General features: G+C 41.2%; 15 protein-coding genes and 1 tRNA gene. 15 read left to right on the forward strand and 1 reads right to left on the reverse strand.

Features of this window, described 5'->3' with window-relative positions; all coding sequences use genetic code 11:
• Positions 1-57: 57 nt before the first annotated feature.
• The 5 genes from rpsO to bshB1 all read left to right on the forward strand — a co-directional run bounded on the left by rpsO (position 58) and on the right by bshB1 (position 5,389).
• Entirely contained in the window at positions 58-333 is a 276-nt protein-coding gene (gene rpsO / locus J4E76_RS01440; RefSeq protein WP_208500710.1) for a 30S ribosomal protein S15, read from the forward strand.
• Between the two features lie 93 nt (positions 334-426).
• Complete coding sequence (locus J4E76_RS01445; protein WP_208500712.1) at positions 427-2,565, forward strand: polyribonucleotide nucleotidyltransferase; 2,139 nt, start codon at positions 427-429, stop codon at positions 2,563-2,565.
• 88 nt (positions 2,566-2,653) lie between these two features.
• Positions 2,654-3,517 carry an RNA polymerase sigma factor RpoD/SigA gene (locus J4E76_RS01450; protein WP_208500714.1) on the forward strand — a complete coding sequence of 288 codons (864 nt, stop codon included), beginning with the start codon at positions 2,654-2,656 and terminating at the stop codon, positions 3,515-3,517.
• A gap of 127 nt (positions 3,518-3,644) precedes the next feature.
• On the forward strand, positions 3,645-4,613 hold the full coding sequence (gene trxB / locus J4E76_RS01455) for a thioredoxin-disulfide reductase (protein ID WP_208500715.1): 969 nt from the start codon (positions 3,645-3,647) through the stop codon (positions 4,611-4,613).
• A gap of 59 nt (positions 4,614-4,672) precedes the next feature.
• Entirely contained in the window at positions 4,673-5,389 is a 717-nt protein-coding gene (bshB1, locus tag J4E76_RS01460) for a bacillithiol biosynthesis deacetylase BshB1 (protein ID WP_208502681.1), read from the forward strand.
• Here the strand turns inward: bshB1 and pdxH are convergent.
• Positions 5,386-6,027, reverse strand: coding sequence for a pyridoxamine 5'-phosphate oxidase (gene pdxH, locus J4E76_RS01465; RefSeq protein WP_208500717.1), 642 nt, complete (start codon positions 6,025-6,027; stop codon positions 5,386-5,388). The genes bshB1 and pdxH overlap by 4 nt on opposite strands.
• Positions 6,028-6,132: 105 nt before the next feature.
• Here pdxH and J4E76_RS01470 point away from each other — a divergent pair, with 105 nt between their 5' ends.
• The 10 genes from J4E76_RS01470 (at position 6,133) to ilvD (ending at position 16,743) form a co-directional block, all read left to right on the forward strand.
• A complete protein-coding gene (locus tag J4E76_RS01470; RefSeq protein ID WP_208500719.1) occupies positions 6,133-6,708 on the forward strand; it encodes a YqgE/AlgH family protein in 576 nt (191 codons plus the stop codon).
• Between the two features lie 61 nt (positions 6,709-6,769).
• A complete protein-coding gene (locus J4E76_RS01475; RefSeq protein ID WP_208500721.1) occupies positions 6,770-8,950 on the forward strand; it encodes a DUF349 domain-containing protein in 2,181 nt (726 codons plus the stop codon).
• Between the two features lie 105 nt (positions 8,951-9,055).
• Positions 9,056-9,128: transfer RNA gene (locus J4E76_RS01480), tRNA-Thr, on the forward strand.
• Positions 9,129-9,254: 126 nt separating this feature from the next.
• The gene (locus tag J4E76_RS01485) at positions 9,255-9,674 is read left to right on the forward strand and encodes a cyclic nucleotide-binding/CBS domain-containing protein (RefSeq protein WP_208500722.1); all 420 of its coding nucleotides are present in this window, start codon (positions 9,255-9,257) and stop codon (positions 9,672-9,674) included.
• Between the two features lie 84 nt (positions 9,675-9,758).
• Complete coding sequence (locus J4E76_RS01490) at positions 9,759-10,715, forward strand: sugar phosphate isomerase/epimerase family protein (protein ID WP_208500725.1); 957 nt, start codon at positions 9,759-9,761, stop codon at positions 10,713-10,715.
• 11 nt (positions 10,716-10,726) lie between these two features.
• Complete coding sequence (locus J4E76_RS01495) at positions 10,727-12,451, forward strand: GMC family oxidoreductase (RefSeq protein ID WP_208500727.1); 1,725 nt, start codon at positions 10,727-10,729, stop codon at positions 12,449-12,451.
• A gap of 5 nt (positions 12,452-12,456) precedes the next feature.
• The gene (locus tag J4E76_RS01500; RefSeq protein ID WP_208500729.1) at positions 12,457-13,158 is read left to right on the forward strand and encodes a gluconate 2-dehydrogenase subunit 3 family protein; all 702 of its coding nucleotides are present in this window, start codon (positions 12,457-12,459) and stop codon (positions 13,156-13,158) included.
• Positions 13,155-13,547 (forward strand): rhodanese-like domain-containing protein, encoded by a 393-nt coding sequence (locus tag J4E76_RS01505; RefSeq protein WP_208500731.1) that lies wholly within the window; start codon positions 13,155-13,157, stop codon positions 13,545-13,547. Before J4E76_RS01500 ends, J4E76_RS01505 begins: the two co-directional genes overlap by 4 nt.
• Positions 13,548-14,176: 629 nt before the next feature.
• A complete protein-coding gene (locus J4E76_RS01510; RefSeq protein ID WP_208500732.1) occupies positions 14,177-15,079 on the forward strand; it encodes a branched-chain amino acid transaminase in 903 nt (300 codons plus the stop codon).
• Positions 15,070-16,743, forward strand: coding sequence for a dihydroxy-acid dehydratase (ilvD, locus tag J4E76_RS01515; protein ID WP_208500734.1), 1,674 nt, complete (start codon positions 15,070-15,072; stop codon positions 16,741-16,743). Before J4E76_RS01510 ends, ilvD begins: the two co-directional genes overlap by 10 nt.
• The last annotated feature ends 6 nt before the right edge of the window (positions 16,744-16,749 follow it).

Raw genomic sequence — 16,749 nt, forward strand, 5'->3', positions numbered from 1 at the left:
TAATATCCATACCTTTGCGGCTGTTTAATTATTAATCAAATTTTATTTTAGCTAAGCATGTATTTATCAAGCGAAAAGAAACAAGAGCTGTTTGAGAATCATGGTCGGTCAAAAGCAAAAACAGATACGGGTTCTCCTGAGTCACAGATATCGCTTTTCACCTTCCGTATCAACTACCTTACAGAACATTTGAAACTGAATAAAAAAGATCACTCTACAAGATTAGGTCTTTTGAAATTGGTAGGTAAAAGGAGAAGATTGCTAGATTACCTTTATGCAAAGGATATCGAGAGATATAGAGCAATCATCGCAGAATTGAAATTGAGAAAATAATATATGAGGGAATTCGTGAGAGTTCCCTCTTTTTCCTTTCTAATTAAACGCAGGTTGTAACGACACCCTGCTTTCTTATTTTATAAAACATATATGACAAAAGTTATCACTAAGTCCATCAAAATGCCCGATGGCGCTGAAATTACAATTGAAACGGGTAAACTGGCAAAACAAGCAGATGGCTCAGTTGTGGTAAGAATGGGTGACACAATGTTACTCGCCACAGTAGTATCATCTCAAGATGCCAAAGAAGACGTAGACTTTCTTCCACTATCAGTAGACTACCAAGAAAAGTTTGCTGGAGCAGGTAAAATACCTGGAGGATTCCTTAAGAGAGAAGGTAGACTATCAGATCACGAAGTATTAATCTGTCGATTAGTTGACAGAGCCCTAAGACCTCTTTTTCCTGGTGATTACCATGCTGACACTCAAGTGATGATCTCAATGATCTCTCACGATGAAAATGTAATGCCTGATTCACTAGCTGCACTAGCTGCATCCTCAGCATTGGCAGTATCGGATATTCCTTTCAATGGACCGATTTCTGAAGTTCGTGTTGTAAGACACGAAGGGACTTTTAAGGTAAACCCTAGTAAAGCCATCACTGAAGAGTCAGATCTTGAAATCATTGTTGCTGCCGACAAGGACAACATTATGATGGTCGAAGGCGAAATGAGTGAAGTATCTGAAGCAGATATGCTAGAGGCAATGAAAATCGCTCATGACGCGATTAAGATTCAGTGTCTGGCACAAATTGAACTAGCTGAAGAGGCTGGAACAACTGAGAAAAGAACTTATGAGCATGAGAAGAAGGATGATGCACTTTATGAAAAGATGCACGCTGAACTTTATGACAAGCTTTACGCATCTGTATCTCAGGCAATTGCTGACAAATACGTAAGGAGCTCACAAATAAGAGCTATCAAAGATGAGTGGATGGAAGCGCTTCCTGAAGATCATGAGTATGATGGTTTCTTAATGAGACAGTTCTTCAAAAAGATTCACAAGAAAGCCGCTAGAGATTTCGTTCTTAACGACTCTAAAAGGCTTGATGGTAGAGAATTCAACGAGATCAGACCGATTTCGTGTGAAGTAGACTACCTTCCATCAGCACACGGTTCAGCTCTGTTTACTAGAGGTGAAACACAATCTTTGACATCTTGTACTTTGGGTACTAAGCTTGATGAGCAGATGATTGATGGTGCTACAATGAATGGTTATAACAAGTTTATTCTTCACTACAACTTCCCTGGTTTCTCAACTGGCGAAGTAAGACCTAACAGAGGTCCTGGTAGAAGAGAGGTTGGACACGGTAACCTGGCCATGAGAGCAATCAAGAAGGTTCTTCCACCGGAAGATTCTAATCCATACACAATGAGAATCGTTTCTGACATTCTCGAGTCGAATGGTTCTTCTTCAATGGCAACAGTTTGTGCTGGGTCACTAGCATTGATGGATACAGGTATTAAGATTAAAGCACCTGTTTCTGGTATCGCAATGGGAATGATTTCTGATGCTGAAACTGGTAAATATGCTGTGTTGTCAGATATTCTTGGAGACGAAGATCACTTAGGTGATATGGATTTCAAGGTAACTGGTACAGCAAAAGGTATCACTGCTTGTCAGATGGATATCAAAGTTGATGGATTGTCATACGAGGTGCTAGAGCAAGCATTGAATCAAGCAAAAGAAGGTAGACTTCATATCCTTGGTAAAATGACAGAAGCTCTTGCTGAGCCAAGAGAAGATTACAAACCTCACGTTCCAAGAACAGAGCGTTTCAAAATCGACAAAGATCAAATTGGTGCGGTTATTGGACCTGGTGGAAAAGTAATTCAGGAAATCCAGAAAGAAACTGGTGCTACTATCAATATTGAAGAAGTGGACGACAAAGGCGTTGTTACTGTATTTGCAGTAAATAAAGATGCTATGTTAGCTGCGGTTGGTCGTATTAAGACTATTGTGGCTGTTCCTGACGTTGGAGAAGTATATGAAGGTAAAGTAAAGTCAATCATGCCTTTCGGAGCATTTATTGAGTTTATGCCTGGTAAAGATGGGTTACTTCATATTTCAGAGATCAAGTGGGAGCGTCTAGAAAAGATGGACGGAGTATTGGAAGTAGGTGAAGAAATCAGCGTAAAACTTATTGGAGTAGATAAGAAAACTGGGAAGTTTAGACTTTCTAGAAAGGTTCTTTTACCAAAACCTGAAAGTAAAACTGAACAGAAATAGAATACTGAGCGTTTGATTAAGTAGGAACTTTTCCTACTTTTCAAATTGTTCGAAGAGTTCTAAACACAAGGATAAACCCAAAGTTTGAATGAGACAGCTTAAGATTAGTAAGCAGATTACCAACAGAGAGTCGCAGTCTCTTGATAAATATCTTCAGGAAATAGGCAAGGTGGATCTTTTGACCCCTGACGAAGAAGTAGATTTAGCGAAGAGAATCAGAGAAGGCGATCAACTTGCGTTGGAAAAATTAACTAAAGCTAACCTTCGTTTCGTTGTTTCTGTTGCCAAGCAATATCAAAACCAAGGACTTTCATTAGGCGATTTGATTAATGAAGGAAACCTTGGACTGATAAAAGCAGCGCAGAGATTTGATGAAACGCGTGGTTTCAAATTTATTTCTTACGCGGTTTGGTGGATTAGACAGTCAATTCTACAAGCATTGGCTGAGCAATCACGTATTGTTCGTCTACCATTGAACAGAGTAGGGTCTTTAAATAAAATCTCAAAAACGTTTTCTGAGTTAGAGCAAAGATTTGAGCGTGAACCATCTCCGGATGAATTAGCAGAAGTACTAGAGGTGACTACCAAAGAAGTGGTAGATACCATGAAGATTTCTGGTAGACACGTGTCAATGGATGCTCCGTTTGTGCAAGGTGAAGAAAATAGCTTGCTAGATGTTTTGGAAAATGACGGTGAAGATAAGCCAGACACTGAATTGATGAATGACTCTTTAAGAAGAGAGGTTCAGAGAGCACTGTCAACTTTGACTCAACGTGAAGCAGATGTCATTACACTTTATTTTGGTCTTAATGGAGAGCACTCCATGACACTCGAGGAAATAGGTGAGAAATTCAACCTTACGAGAGAGAGAGTAAGACAAATTAAGGAAAAGGCAATCAGGAGGTTAAGACACACTTCTAGAAGTAAAGCTTTGAAGCCTTATTTAGGTTAAGTAATAATATAATTGGCAAAGAAAGGCCTTCGAAAGAGGGCCTTTTTTGTTTTTAGCCTTTAGAGGGAACAATCCTTTGATTAAAAGTTGTTAATCGATTAGTTTTGAAGAATTAGGAATTTTTGAGATGACTACAGAAAACGTAAAAGTATTAATTATAGGTTCAGGCCCAGCAGGGTACACTGCAGCCATTTATGCATCAAGAGCAGGTTTAAGCCCTGTATTATATACAGGAGGCCAGCCAGGTGGTCAGTTGACAACCACTAATGATGTAGAGAACTACCCAGGATACCCTGATGGCATCAACGGTCCTCAAATGATGGTTGACTTTCAGAAGCAAGCTGAGCGCTTTGGTACAGATTTAAGATTTGGCTTGGCTACAAAGGTAGATTTCTCGAGCTATCCTCATAAAGTATGGATTGATGATAAGCATGAAATTACTGCTGAGTCAGTTATTATTTCTACTGGGGCCAGTGCTAAATACCTAGGCCTTCCTTCAGAACAAACATTCGCAAATAAAGGCGTTTCAGCTTGTGCAGTGTGCGATGGATTCTTTTACAAAGGAAAATCAGTAGCAGTTGTCGGTGCTGGAGACACTGCGGCAGAGGAAGCTACCTATTTGGCCAATCTCTGCCCGAAAGTCTACATGATCGTAAGACGTGATGAAATGCGTGCTTCGAAAATCATGCAGGAGCGTGTTAAATCAACACCAAACATTGAAATCATTTGGGATACCGAAACTGAAGAGATACTTGGTAATGACGAAGTAGGAGTTACGGGAGCGAGACTTGTAAACAGAAAGTCTGGTGAGAAGAGAGAGATTGAAGTGAGTGGCTTCTTTGTGGCTATCGGTCACAAACCAAATACAGATATCTTCAATGGCTGGTTAGACATGGATGATACTGGTTATCTGATCGTGAAGCCAGGTACTTCTCATACCAATGTCGAAGGTGTTTTTGCAACTGGTGATGCGGCAGATAGAGTCTACAGACAAGCAGTAACAGCAGCCGGAACGGGTTGTATGGGTGCATTGGATGCTGAAAGATTCCTCGCTGAAAAAGAATTTGAAATGTCTGCTGCAGAAGTAGCAGAATAGATAATTAATCTAAAAGCCACCCCGATATATCGGGGTGGCTTTTTTATACCAATACTATGGTGAAACTAGATATTCTTGCCTTAGCAGCACATCCTGATGATGTTGAACTAGCATGTGCAGGAACCCTGATTAAGGCCATCCAGCAAGGTAAGAAAGCTGGTATTGTCGATTTTACTAAAGGTGAACTCGGTACGAGAGGCACACCAGAGATTAGAATGCAAGAAGCCAATGCTGCTGCAGAAATTATGGGGCTTTCTGCACGTGAAAACCTTGGTTTCAGGGATGGGTTTTTTAAGAATGATGAGGCCCACCAATTAGAAGTGGTCAAAGCCATTAGAAAATATCAACCAGAGATTGTCTTAGCCAATGCCGTTGACGATCGTCATCCTGACCATGGCAGAGCTTCCTTCTTATCTAAAGAAGCCTGTTTTTTAGCTGGATTAGCTATGATAAAAACCGAGATCGATGGAGTTGAACAGTCACCATGGAGGCCAAAAGCAGTCTATCACTATATTCAAAGCATACCGCAAACTCCTGATTTTATAGTTGATGTAAGCGCGGCTTGGGAAACCAAGATGAATGCCATTAGGGCTTTTAAGACACAGTTTCACGACCCTAACAGCGGTGAGCCTGAGACTTACATATCCTCACCAAGGTTTATGAAGATGATCGATGCCAGAGGAATAGATTATGGTCACGAAATTGGAGTGGAGTATGGAGAGGGTTTTACGGTAGAGAGAACTGTCGGAACCGGTTCCATTTTTAATCTAATTTAAGGAGCTAACCTAGCTACTTGCCAATTGTCACCATCCGCTTGGTATAGCAATCGGTCGTGCAATCGACTTTGTCTCCCTTGCCAAAATTCAAAAGACGTAGGTTTTATTTTGTAACCACCCCAAAAGTCAGGGAGTGGTACCTTGCCTTCCTTGAATTTCTGTTTCATTTCAGCCAGTTTAGTTTCAAGAATACTTCTTGAACTGATTACACTGCTCTGTTGAGACACCCAGGCGCCCAATTGACTGCCGTGAGGTCTACTGGTGAAGTATTTCAATGAAGTAGCCGCACTCACTTTCTCCGCTATTCCCTGAATACAAACTTGTCGCTCCATCGCATACCACGGAAATAGAACGGATACGCGACTGTTTTCTTCAATTTGCTGAGCCTTTCGGCTTTTGTAATTGGTATAGAACACTATGCCATCTGTGTCCATCGCTTTCATGAGTACAGTACGCTGAAAAGGCTGATTAGACTGATTTGTAGTACTTAGTACCATTGCGTTTGGCTCTAGAATCTCTGCTTTTTGTGCTTCTAGAAACCATTTCTCAAATTGTTTGAAAGGGTTTCTGTCTGCTGAATCAATATCCAGCGATTCTTTGGAGTATTCCTTTCTTAAATCGGCAATAGCGTCTGACATACTACATTTATTTCTGTGCAAATATAACAACACCTTTAGACGAAAGTTTTACTAATTCGTTAGGCAAAGTAAAAATGCATTTATAATTTTCTTTGAAGCGAACATATGTTTCAATACGATACTAATATTCCAGACCCAAAACCAGGAGATTTTCTCCTGTCAGAACCTTTTTTGAATGATCCAAACTTCGAAAGAACGGTCATACTTGTTTGTGAGAACAATGATGAAGGGACATTTGGTCTGGTTTTGAACAAGCTTTCAGATCTAAAACTAGATGACGTCTTAGAAGAGAAGATTACTTTTCCGACCTATCTGAATATCGGAGGACCCGTGGAGCAGAACACACTTCATTTCATTCATCGACTTGATGATAAAATTGAAGGTTCCATAAAATTGAATGATGGACTCTTTTGGAGTGGAGACTTTGAGCAGATCAAATTCTTGCTAAACTCGAACCTTATTAAAGAAGAAGATATCCAATTCTATCTCGGTTACTCAGGCTGGGGTGTTGGTCAATTGAGAGCAGAGTTGGATAAACAATCTTGGTTTGTGCGCAGGAAAGCAACTGCCAATGAGATATTTGATATGGAATCAGACATTCTCTGGAAGTCTATTTTGAAACAAATGGGAGGTAAGTACAAGGTGTTTTCAAATTACCCTGTCGATCCTCGATTGAATTGATAGTTTTACTAAATTTGATATTGTAACGGTGCGGCAATAAAAGCCGATAGCATTTAGAGATATGAGTGAAGACAAGAATAAGAAGGTGGAGGATCAGGAGCAGCCAAACCCTCAGGCTGAAGAACAAAAAGAAGTAACCCCACAAGAAGGAACGGACGCGAGCGAAGAGCCACAAGTCACAACTGAACCAATTTCTGAGGAACCAAATCATTCTGACGACAGTCCCGCTGTCGAAACGAAAAAAGCTTCGGCAGAAGTGCCTACTCCTGTGGTTGAAAGTAAAGATACCCCCGCTAAGGTCGAAGAAGTAGCGAGTACAGAGGCCGATGTCGAGACTCAAATCGAGGAAGCCTCTGATGTGGTGACCGAAGAAAATAAAGCTGAAAGCGAAGAGGCAGCAGAACCCGAGGTAGCTGCATCTTCAGAAACTTCAGAAGAGAAGTCTGAAGATGAAGCTGTTGAAGCCGAGACTACTGAAAATGCCGAGACTGTTGAAGAAGTAGAATCAGAAACTGAGGAAGAGGAAGAAGAACTTCCAGACTATACGACTTTTACACGTGAGCAATTAGTTGAATCGATTGAAGAGCTTACTCAACAAGAAAGCTTTAAGCGTGCCGATCGTGTCCTAAAAGAAATTGAACCACTATTTGCTGAATTTGAATCAAATCTCCGGAAAGAGGCCGAAGAAAAGTTTAATGCGGAAGTCGGTGAAGAAGAAGAAGGCTTTGAGTTCAGACATGATGAGCTTTTCAATCGTTTCGATGCTTCCCTTCGACTCTTAAGAGATCGCAAAGCATCTTACTACAAAGAAAGAGAAGCGAACAAGACAAGGAACCTAGAGAAGAAGCAAGAGTTGCTTGAGCGATTGAGATCTCTAGTGGATGGAGAAGAGGCTACTACAAGCCTCAAACCAATCAAAGAAGTACAAGAGGTCTGGAAGGCTATTGGACCTGTGCCAAACCAGTACAACAAGACTTTGTGGGCTAACTACAATGCCCTGTTAGATCGTTTCTATCATAATAGACATATTCTTTTTGAGCTTAAAGACCTTGATAGAAAGAAGAATCAGGTTGCCAAAACTGAGCTCTGTGAAAAAGCTGAGGCACTTGGTAAGCTAGAAAATGTCAAGGACGCAGTAATTCAATTAAATGAATTGCATGAAGAGTATAAGCGCATTGGTGCTGTACCCAGAGAAGTTCAAGAAGAGCTTTGGAAAAGGTTTAAAGCCGCTTCGGATGTTATCTATCAAAAACGCAAGGGCTTCTTGGAGCATCTGAAAGGTGACCTCAAAGAAAACTTAGGCAAAAAGAAAGAGCTTATAGAAGAATTGGGTACGTTTTCTTCATTCAATTCTGATCGAATTAATGATTGGAACGCAAAGACCAAAGAGATTCTCGATTTACAGAAACGTTGGGAAGCCATTGGTGGGGTTCCTCGTGAAAATGCTAAAGAGATTAACCGTTCTTTCTGGTCTACATTTAAAGGTTTCTTTGCTAATAAAAATGAGTTCTTTAAGAAACTAGAGTCTTTGAGAAAGGAAAACCTAGCAAAGAAAGAAGCTCTAGTAGAAGAAGCTGTGGCATTGCAAGAGAGTGAGGATTGGGATAAGACGGCTGAACAACTTAAGCAACTACAGCGAAGGTGGAAGGAAGTTGGCCCTGTACCAGAAAAGCAACGCAACGCAGTTTATGCAAAGTTCAAAGAAGCTTGTGATGTTTTCTTTAATAACAAGAGGCAACAACTTAATCAAACTGAGTCTGCCTACGTTGAGAACCAAGAGAAGAAGGAAGCAGTTCTAGCAGAAATAGCTGAGAAGGCAAAAGGGGGAACGGGTTCTCAAGAAGAACTGATGCAAATGATAGCTGCTTATAATGAGATTGGCTTTGTACCACGTGGAGCGATTAAATCTATTGAGGCTAAACTTCAAGAGGTTGTTAAAGCTTATATTGACGGGTTGGGACTTGAGGCTTCAGAAGCAGAGTCGTTGACTTTAAGAGCGGAGCTTTCAGGTGGTAACAAAGGCGGTGGGGCTGACAGGAAGTTCCAGAAGAAGGAGTCTGCCCTTAGGAGAAAAATCTCCGAGCTTGAGGACAATATTTCCCTCTGGAATAATAACCTAGCATTCTTTGCTAACTCAAAGACTGCTGATAAGCTAAAGGCAGAGTTTGACGAAAAGATTTCAAAGGCTGAAGAAGAAGTTCAAAGTCTTAAAAAGCAGTTACGAATATTAAGAAGTATTTGATAACCAAGGCGTTAAAAAATCTTTTAAAAATTGACATTAGCAGCTTTGCAATTTTAGAAGACACTTCTATCTTTGCACTCGCTTTGAACGAAAAGCAATTAAGAAGCCTCCTTAGCTCAGCTGGTAGAGCAACTGACTTGTAATCAGTAGGTCGTAGGTTCGATCCCTATAGGAGGCTCAAAAGGCAATCAGAAATGGTTGCCTTTTTTTATGCCCATTTCACTGACATAAATCATTATCGGCCCTAACCAAACTCATTAGATTTAAATTTTGGTGTAGATAGCTTTATTGAAAACATAAACCTATGAATATCAAGATAGCGGATTTGATGGTTCGAAATGTTGTGACAACAGAGCCTCATAAGTCAATTGGTCATATAAAGGAAATCATGACCAAAAATCACATCAGTTGTGTTCCAGTTGTTAATTCTGACAATGAACCTGTGGGCGTTGTTACAACTAATGATTTCAAGATGAATCCCGGTGACAGTTCTCCTGTTAGCCAACTTTTATCGGGTCATGTATATACTGTGCCTGCTTATAATGATGTATCTGTTGCCGCAAAAGTAATGCGCAAGCATCATTTTCATCATTTGATCGTGACCCACGAAAAGGAGATAGTGGGTATTGTCAGTTCTTTTGATCTACTTTCTCTATTGGATGAGCACAAATTCACCATGAAGAATCCTCCAACACCAAAAAAGAAGAGGAACCACAGAGATTAGAGCTACTGGAGTATTCTAAATAACTATATGTAAGCTTGACCAATTTTGGACTTGAATCTTCGGTGAATTATTTATCTTAAGGGGATGATTGACCCTGGCCGAAGAGAATTTTTGACTAAAGCTTCCGTACTTTCTCTATCTGCAATTTTACCTACACCTTTTTGGTCGACTGATCAAAGGATCAAGCGTCAATTTAAAACGTGCCTAAACCCAGGTAGTATAGGCGTTCAGCTTTCTCAACAGGCTTTATTAGACAGTGCAATCACCTATGGTTTTGAGGCTATAGTACCCTTGACGGATCAACTCGCAACCATGCGAGACCAAGGGCTTGATACTTTCGTTGCAAAAATGAAAGAGAATCAGATCACTTGGGGCACAGCCAACCTTCCAGTCCAATTCAGAGAATCAGCACCGGATTTTCGTTCGGATTTTTCTCGACTCAATGAGACTGCCTATGCATTAGAACTTTCTGGCGCAAAGCGAATGTCAACCTGGATTATGCCTACGCATGATAAATTGACTTATCGTCAGAATTTCGATCGTCATACACGAAGACTTAAAGAAGTAGCCCTTTTACTTGCTGACCATGATATAATGCTCGGACTTGAGTATGTAGGACCAAAGACCTTAATGTCGAGGGACAAGTATTCATTTATTAGAACCATGACAGAGGTGCAAGAATTGATCACCGCTATTAATGAACCCAATGTTGGAATCCAGTTGGATACTTTCCATTGGTATTGTGCAGGTGAATCTGATCAGGATATTCTGAATCTAGACCCTAAGACTATTGTGACAGTAGATCTGAATGATGCAAAGGTAGGAAGGACGCCTGACGAGCAACTAGACTGGGAAAGAGAATTACCTGCGGCTACCGGAGTTATAGATATTGAGAAGTTTCTGATCGCCTTACTGCAGGTTGGCTATGACGGGCCTGTTAGGGCAGAACCTTTTAACGAAGAACTGAATAAATTGGATAATGAAGCTGCATTGCAAAAGACTATGGAGGCGATGCGCAAAACCATATCCATCATTGAATAACAAATCAACCTATGCAAATAATTGAATCAGCCAAAACGTATGATGTAGCCATAGTAGGCTCCGGTGCAGGTGGCGGAATGGCAACCAAGATACTTTCTGAAGCAGGCTTCGATGTAGCTGTTTTAGAGGCAGGCCCATTCTTTGACCCAGCACAAGATCAATATAGAAACCAACTCCGTTGGCCTTGGGAGTCTCCCAGACGAGGTGCCAGCTCAGATAGAAGGTCTTTTGGCGATTTTGATGCAGCCTATGGTGGGTGGAATTTGGAAGGTGAACCATTCACCAATGAAAAAGGCACAGACTTTCGCTGGTTCCGATCAAGAATGCTTGGGGGTAGGACAAATCACTGGGGAAGAATATCTCTGAGGTTTGGCCCTTTAGACTTCAAAAGAAAAAGTATTGATGGTTTGGGAGATAACTGGCCCATTGGCTATGATGATGTTAAGCCTTATTATGATAAGGTTGATAAGCTGATTGGTGTTTTTGGCAGTAAAGAAAATTTCAAGAACGAACCTGATGGCTTCTTCTTACCACCGCCCAAGCCAAGGCTCCACGAGCTGCACTATATCAATGCAGCTAGAAAAACGGGGATTCCTGTAATTCCTTCTAGGCTCTCCATTCTTACGAAAAGAATTAATAATCAGAGAGGCAGCTGTTTCTATTGTGGACAATGTAATCGTGCATGTTCTGCCTATGCTGACTTTTCTTCGGGTACCTGTTTGATCTTCCCGGCCCAGAAAAATGGAGGGAAAGTAGAACTCTTCAACGAGGCAATGGTGAGCGAAGTGACTACGGACAAAGAAGGAAAGGCCACAGGTGTTACCTATGTCAACAAACTGGACAGAAAGACCTATCATTTAAAAGCAAAAGTGGTGATAATGGCCGCTTCAGCTTGTTCTTCGGCAAGGATACTTCTGAATTCAAAGAGTTCGGTACACCAGGATGGACTAGGTAATAGCAGTGGCGTTGTTGGAAAATATCTACACGATTCTACTGGTGCCAGCAGAGCAGTGTTCATTCCTAAACTTATGGATCGTAAGATCTATAACGAAGATGGTGTAGGAGGTATGCATGTATACACCCCTTGGTGGCTCAATGATGCCAAGCTGGACTTCCCTAGAGGATATCATATCGAAGTTTGGGGAGGAATGGGCATGCCAAGTTATGGTTTTGGTTTCAATCCGAATGATTTGAATAAAGTGACGGGAATGGGCGATGTCGGTGGTTATGGTGATTCACTACGCGAAGACATTAAGCGCTATTATGGAGCCGTTGTTGGTATTTCTGGTAGGGGCGAAAGCGTTCCCCAAAAGGATAACTATTGTGAAATTGATAATGAAGTGGTCGATGAATGGGGAATCCCAGTCTTGAAGTTCAACTATCAGTGGACAAATAACGAGGTTAAGCAGGCTAAGCACATGCAGGACACCTTCGAAGAGGTATTAAGTGCTACAGGCGGAATTCTCCTAGGGGATAAACCGGGTGCCGATCGTGAGTATGGCCTGACAAAACCCGGTGAAATCATTCATGAGGTGGGCACGACCAGAATGGGCAACGATCCAAGAACTTCTGTGACCAACAAGTACAATCAATTGCATGATTGTGAAAACGTATTTGTAATGGATGCTGGACCATTTGTATCCCAAGCAGATAAAAACCCTACATGGACAATCTTGGCACTTGCCTGGAGAGCATCGGACTATTTAGTAGACCAAGTCAAAAAACGTAATATCTAAGAGTTATGGATAGAAGAGATTCATTAAAAGGTTTGTTAGTAGGTTCAGTCGCAGGCGGACTACTTGTTACTGGATGTGCGCCTGACGTTGCAGAAGAAACTACCGAAGAGGTAAGTTTACCCGGTTATGGCCGTACTGTGCCTGAGCAAGAGCACGACAATGAAGTACTTGCAGAGATATTTTTGAACGAGCATGAGTTAGAAACAATAGCCGTTCTGTGCGATATAATTCTACCTGCTAAAGCTGAAATTGGAGGTGCGATAGATGCTGAGGTTCCTGCCTTTATTGAGTTTATCGTAAAGGATATGCCTCGTCAGCAACTACCTATGCGAGGTGGACTGGCTTGGTTGGATAATCATTCCAATAAACTTCATAACCTGGAGTTCAAGAAACTCACCAAAGAACAGCAATTGGCGATTTGCGATACAATAGCATACCCAGGAAAAACAGCCCCTGAATTACTAGCGGGAGAGAAGTTCTTTACCAGAATAAGGAATTTGACGCTTACTGGTTATTACACTTCTGAATTGGGTATCAAAGATTTAGGATATCAGGGTAATAGACCGGGTGTTTGGGATGGCGTTCCTCAAGACGTTTTAGACGAGCAAGGTTTATCTTACGATGAAGAATGGTTAGCTAAGTGTGTTGACCAAAGCAAGCGTATGGATATTGCTCAATGGGATGATGACGGCAATTTGCTGACATGATTAAGCTGCTGACGCTGTCGGTTTTATTTCTCTTTTCTTGTTCTACATCTTCTGAACAGGAGAAATTGATATCTAAGGTAATTTCGGTAGACGAATTACAAGGGTTGATTAAGGAGAAGTCAGAGTTACAATTGGTAGATGTCAGAACAATTGGAGAGTACCAAAGAGGCCATTTATCCAAATCTGTGCTGATCGATTATTATAAACCTGACTTCAAAGCTCAGCTTCAAAAACTAGATAAGGATAAACCGATAGCTGTCTATTGCGCCATTGGAGGAAGGAGTAATAGCACTTTAAAAATCCTTAAGAGACTCGGCTTTAAAGAGGCTTATGACCTAGCCGGAGGAATAGAGGCCTGGCGAGAGAAGAAGCTTCCAATTGAAAACTAATTCAATTCAATATGTTGCTGATTGTCAGAGGAATAACTAGGTGTTAAAATCAGCCGGTCAAAGTTGGTACTTAGATTAAATTAAATTTTGTTTGATTTTAAATTTTACAATACTCACCTTGGTGTCAGATATGAGAAGTAATCCAATTGTCATTACCCAAATTATTAGCGTTGTGTTAGATCACAAAGCCGGGTAGGATATAGTCTCAATACTAAAGAAACTCAAGCCTTCCCGCACCGCGAGAAGGCTTTTTTATTTTAGGGCCGAAAAGGTCATTTTAAAGTTAGGAAACAACAGGAACATGAATAAGTGTACAGTCATTATTACAGTAGTCATTATTACCTGCCTCAGTGGGTGAGTAAGAAGCTATTGTTCAATGCAAAGGAGCCCTTCTCACCCAAACGAGAAAGGCTTTTTTTATGCTTCAAAGGTTAAGGCTACATGAGTAATAAGAAAAAATGAGCTGATGGAAAACGATTCCAGTTAGTTCTGAAAGTTGTAAATGAAGGAAGTGTAAAATGTTGATTAACAAATAGATATGGAGTGTGCTTGGTGATTTTAGAACTGTAGAGTGCAGAGAAATTGATTCAATTAAAGTTGAGAATGAAAATAAGTTTAAACAAGAAATAATGTATTACAACGATAACACAATAGTTTTTTTAGATGGGCAATGGCTCAAGGCCAACGATGCCAAAGGCAGTTTGTTTAGCCAAACACTCCATTATGGTTCAGGAGTTTTTGAAGGTATCAGGTCATATGACGCCAATGGAGAAGCAATGATATTCAAGGCAGAAGAACACTATGAAAGACTTCTTTATTCGGCCCGAAAAATGCACATCAAATGTGATTATTCAGTAGAGGAGTTGACGAACCATAGTTATGAATTGCTGAGAAAAAATGACTTGAAGAATGCCTACATCAGGCCACTACTTTATTTGGGTGAAAATATGACCCTCCATACTGTAGATAAGGTTCATTTGATGCTATGTGGCTGGGAGTGGGGTAAGTACTTGGGTGATTCCTTGTTAAATGTTATGGTTTCATCTTATGAGCGACCAAACCCTAAGGCAGTACCCGTAGAAGCAAAAGTAACCGGGCATTATACCAACTCCATTCTGGCGACCACAGAAGCTAAGGCAAAGGGTTTTGATGAAGCATTATTGCTTGATAGAAACGGAAGTGTGGCAGAAGGTAGTGGTGCCAACTTCTTTTTTGAAAAAGAAGGTGTTTTGTACACTCCGCCATTGGGAAATATACTGCCAGGTATTACCCGTCTTACGGCTATGGATATTGCTGGAGAAATGGGTATTGAAGTGAGAGAAGAATACTTTCCTCCTGAAGTGGTAAAGGGCGCTGATGGAGCTTTCTTCACAGGAACAGCAGCAGAAATTGCAGGAATTGGATACTTAGATGGTAGCCCATTTAAACTCGATTGGAAGGATACAATAGGATATAAAATATCAGAGAGGTACAAGGAATTGGTAAGAAAACCCTCAAACAAAAGACAGCTAACGGAATTAAAATGGAATTGAATAAGTATAGCAAAAGACTTACGCAAGATCCTACGCAGCCTGCCTCTCAGGCCATGCTTTATGGTATTGGTTTGACGGAAGAAGACATGAGCAAAGCGCAGGTAGGAATAGTCAGTACTGGCTATGAAGGCAATACATGCAACATGCACTTGAATGATTTGGCGGTTCAGGTAAAAGCTGGTGTCTTGGGTGCAGACCTGGTTGGTTTGATTTACCACACCATTGGAGTTAGTGATGGCATTTCCAATGGAACAGAAGGAATGAGATATTCTCTTGTTTCCAGAGAGATCATAGCTGACTCAATAGAGGCTGTTGCCGGAGCTCATTACTACGATGGCTTGATTACAGTAGTTGGTTGTGATAAGAATATGCCCGGAGCCCTAATGGCGATGGGACGTCTCAACCGTCCATCTTTAATGGTTTATGGTGGTACTATTGCTTCTGGTTGCTACAAAGGGAAAAAGCTCAATATAGTTTCATCCTTTGAAGCATTGGGAGAGAAGTTCGCTGGGAATATCTCCGATGAAGATTATAAGGGAATTATTAAGAACTCATGCCCAGGTGCTGGTGCTTGCGGTGGTATGTATACTGCCAATACGATGTCATCAGCCATTGAAGCTTTGGGAATGTCTCTCCCTTACAGCTCATCTAACCCTGCGATTAGTTTAGATAAAACGGAAGAGTGTGCAAGAGTTGGTAGGGCCGTGCGTAGGCTTCTGGAACTAGACCTTAAACCAAGAGATATACTTTCTAAAAAATCGTTCGAAAACGCCATTCGCCTAATTACTGTCCTAGGAGGTTCCACGAATGCGGTAATGCATTTGATTGCGATAGCCAAAAGCGTTGATATCGACCTGGCACTAAAAGACTTTCAGAGACTTTCTGACCAAACCCCATTTCTCGCTGACCTGAAACCAAGCGGTCAGTATCTAATGGAAGACTTGCACGAAGCAGGTGGAGTTCCGGCTGTTATGCGGTTTATGCTTGATAACGACATGCTTCATGGAGATTGCATGACGGTTACCGGCCATACAATTGCCGAAAATCTATTGGAAGTAGAGGCTATCAAACCTGAGACGAAGCTTTTGAAACCATTGAGCAACCCCATCAAGGAAACGGGGCACTTGCAGATGCTCTTTGGTAATCTAGCTGAAGAAGGCTCAGTAGCCAAGATTACAGGAAAAGAAGGAGAGCGCTTTCAGGGCAATGCGATTGTCTTTAATGATGAATTTTCTGCAATTGACGGTATACGAAATGGGTCGGTGAAGCCCGGCCATGTCATAGTGATTAGATATGAAGGCCCCAAGGGTGCACCGGGTATGCCTGAAATGTTAAAGCCTACATCCGCTATTATGGGTGCTGGTTTGGGTAAATCCGTAGCATTAATTACTGATGGAAGGTTCTCCGGGGGAAGTCATGGTTTCGTGGTTGGACATGTAACACCAGAAGCTCAGGTAGGAGGTACCATAGCCTTAGTGGAAGATGGAGATGAGATTATCATTGACGCACAGAAAAACTCCATTACACTCAATATCTCAGATGAAGAAATAGAGAAACGGAGAGCCAATTGGAAGTCTCCGTCTCTGAAAGTAAGCGCTGGAGTGCTTAAAAAATATGCTAAAACAGTCGCATCAGCCTCGGAAGGCTGTGTCACCGATAATTAATTTAGT

Origin of the sequence: Roseivirga sp. E12, from assembly GCF_017592825.1 — a bacterium.
Taxonomy (GTDB): Bacteria; Bacteroidota; Bacteroidia; order Cytophagales; family Cyclobacteriaceae; genus Roseivirga.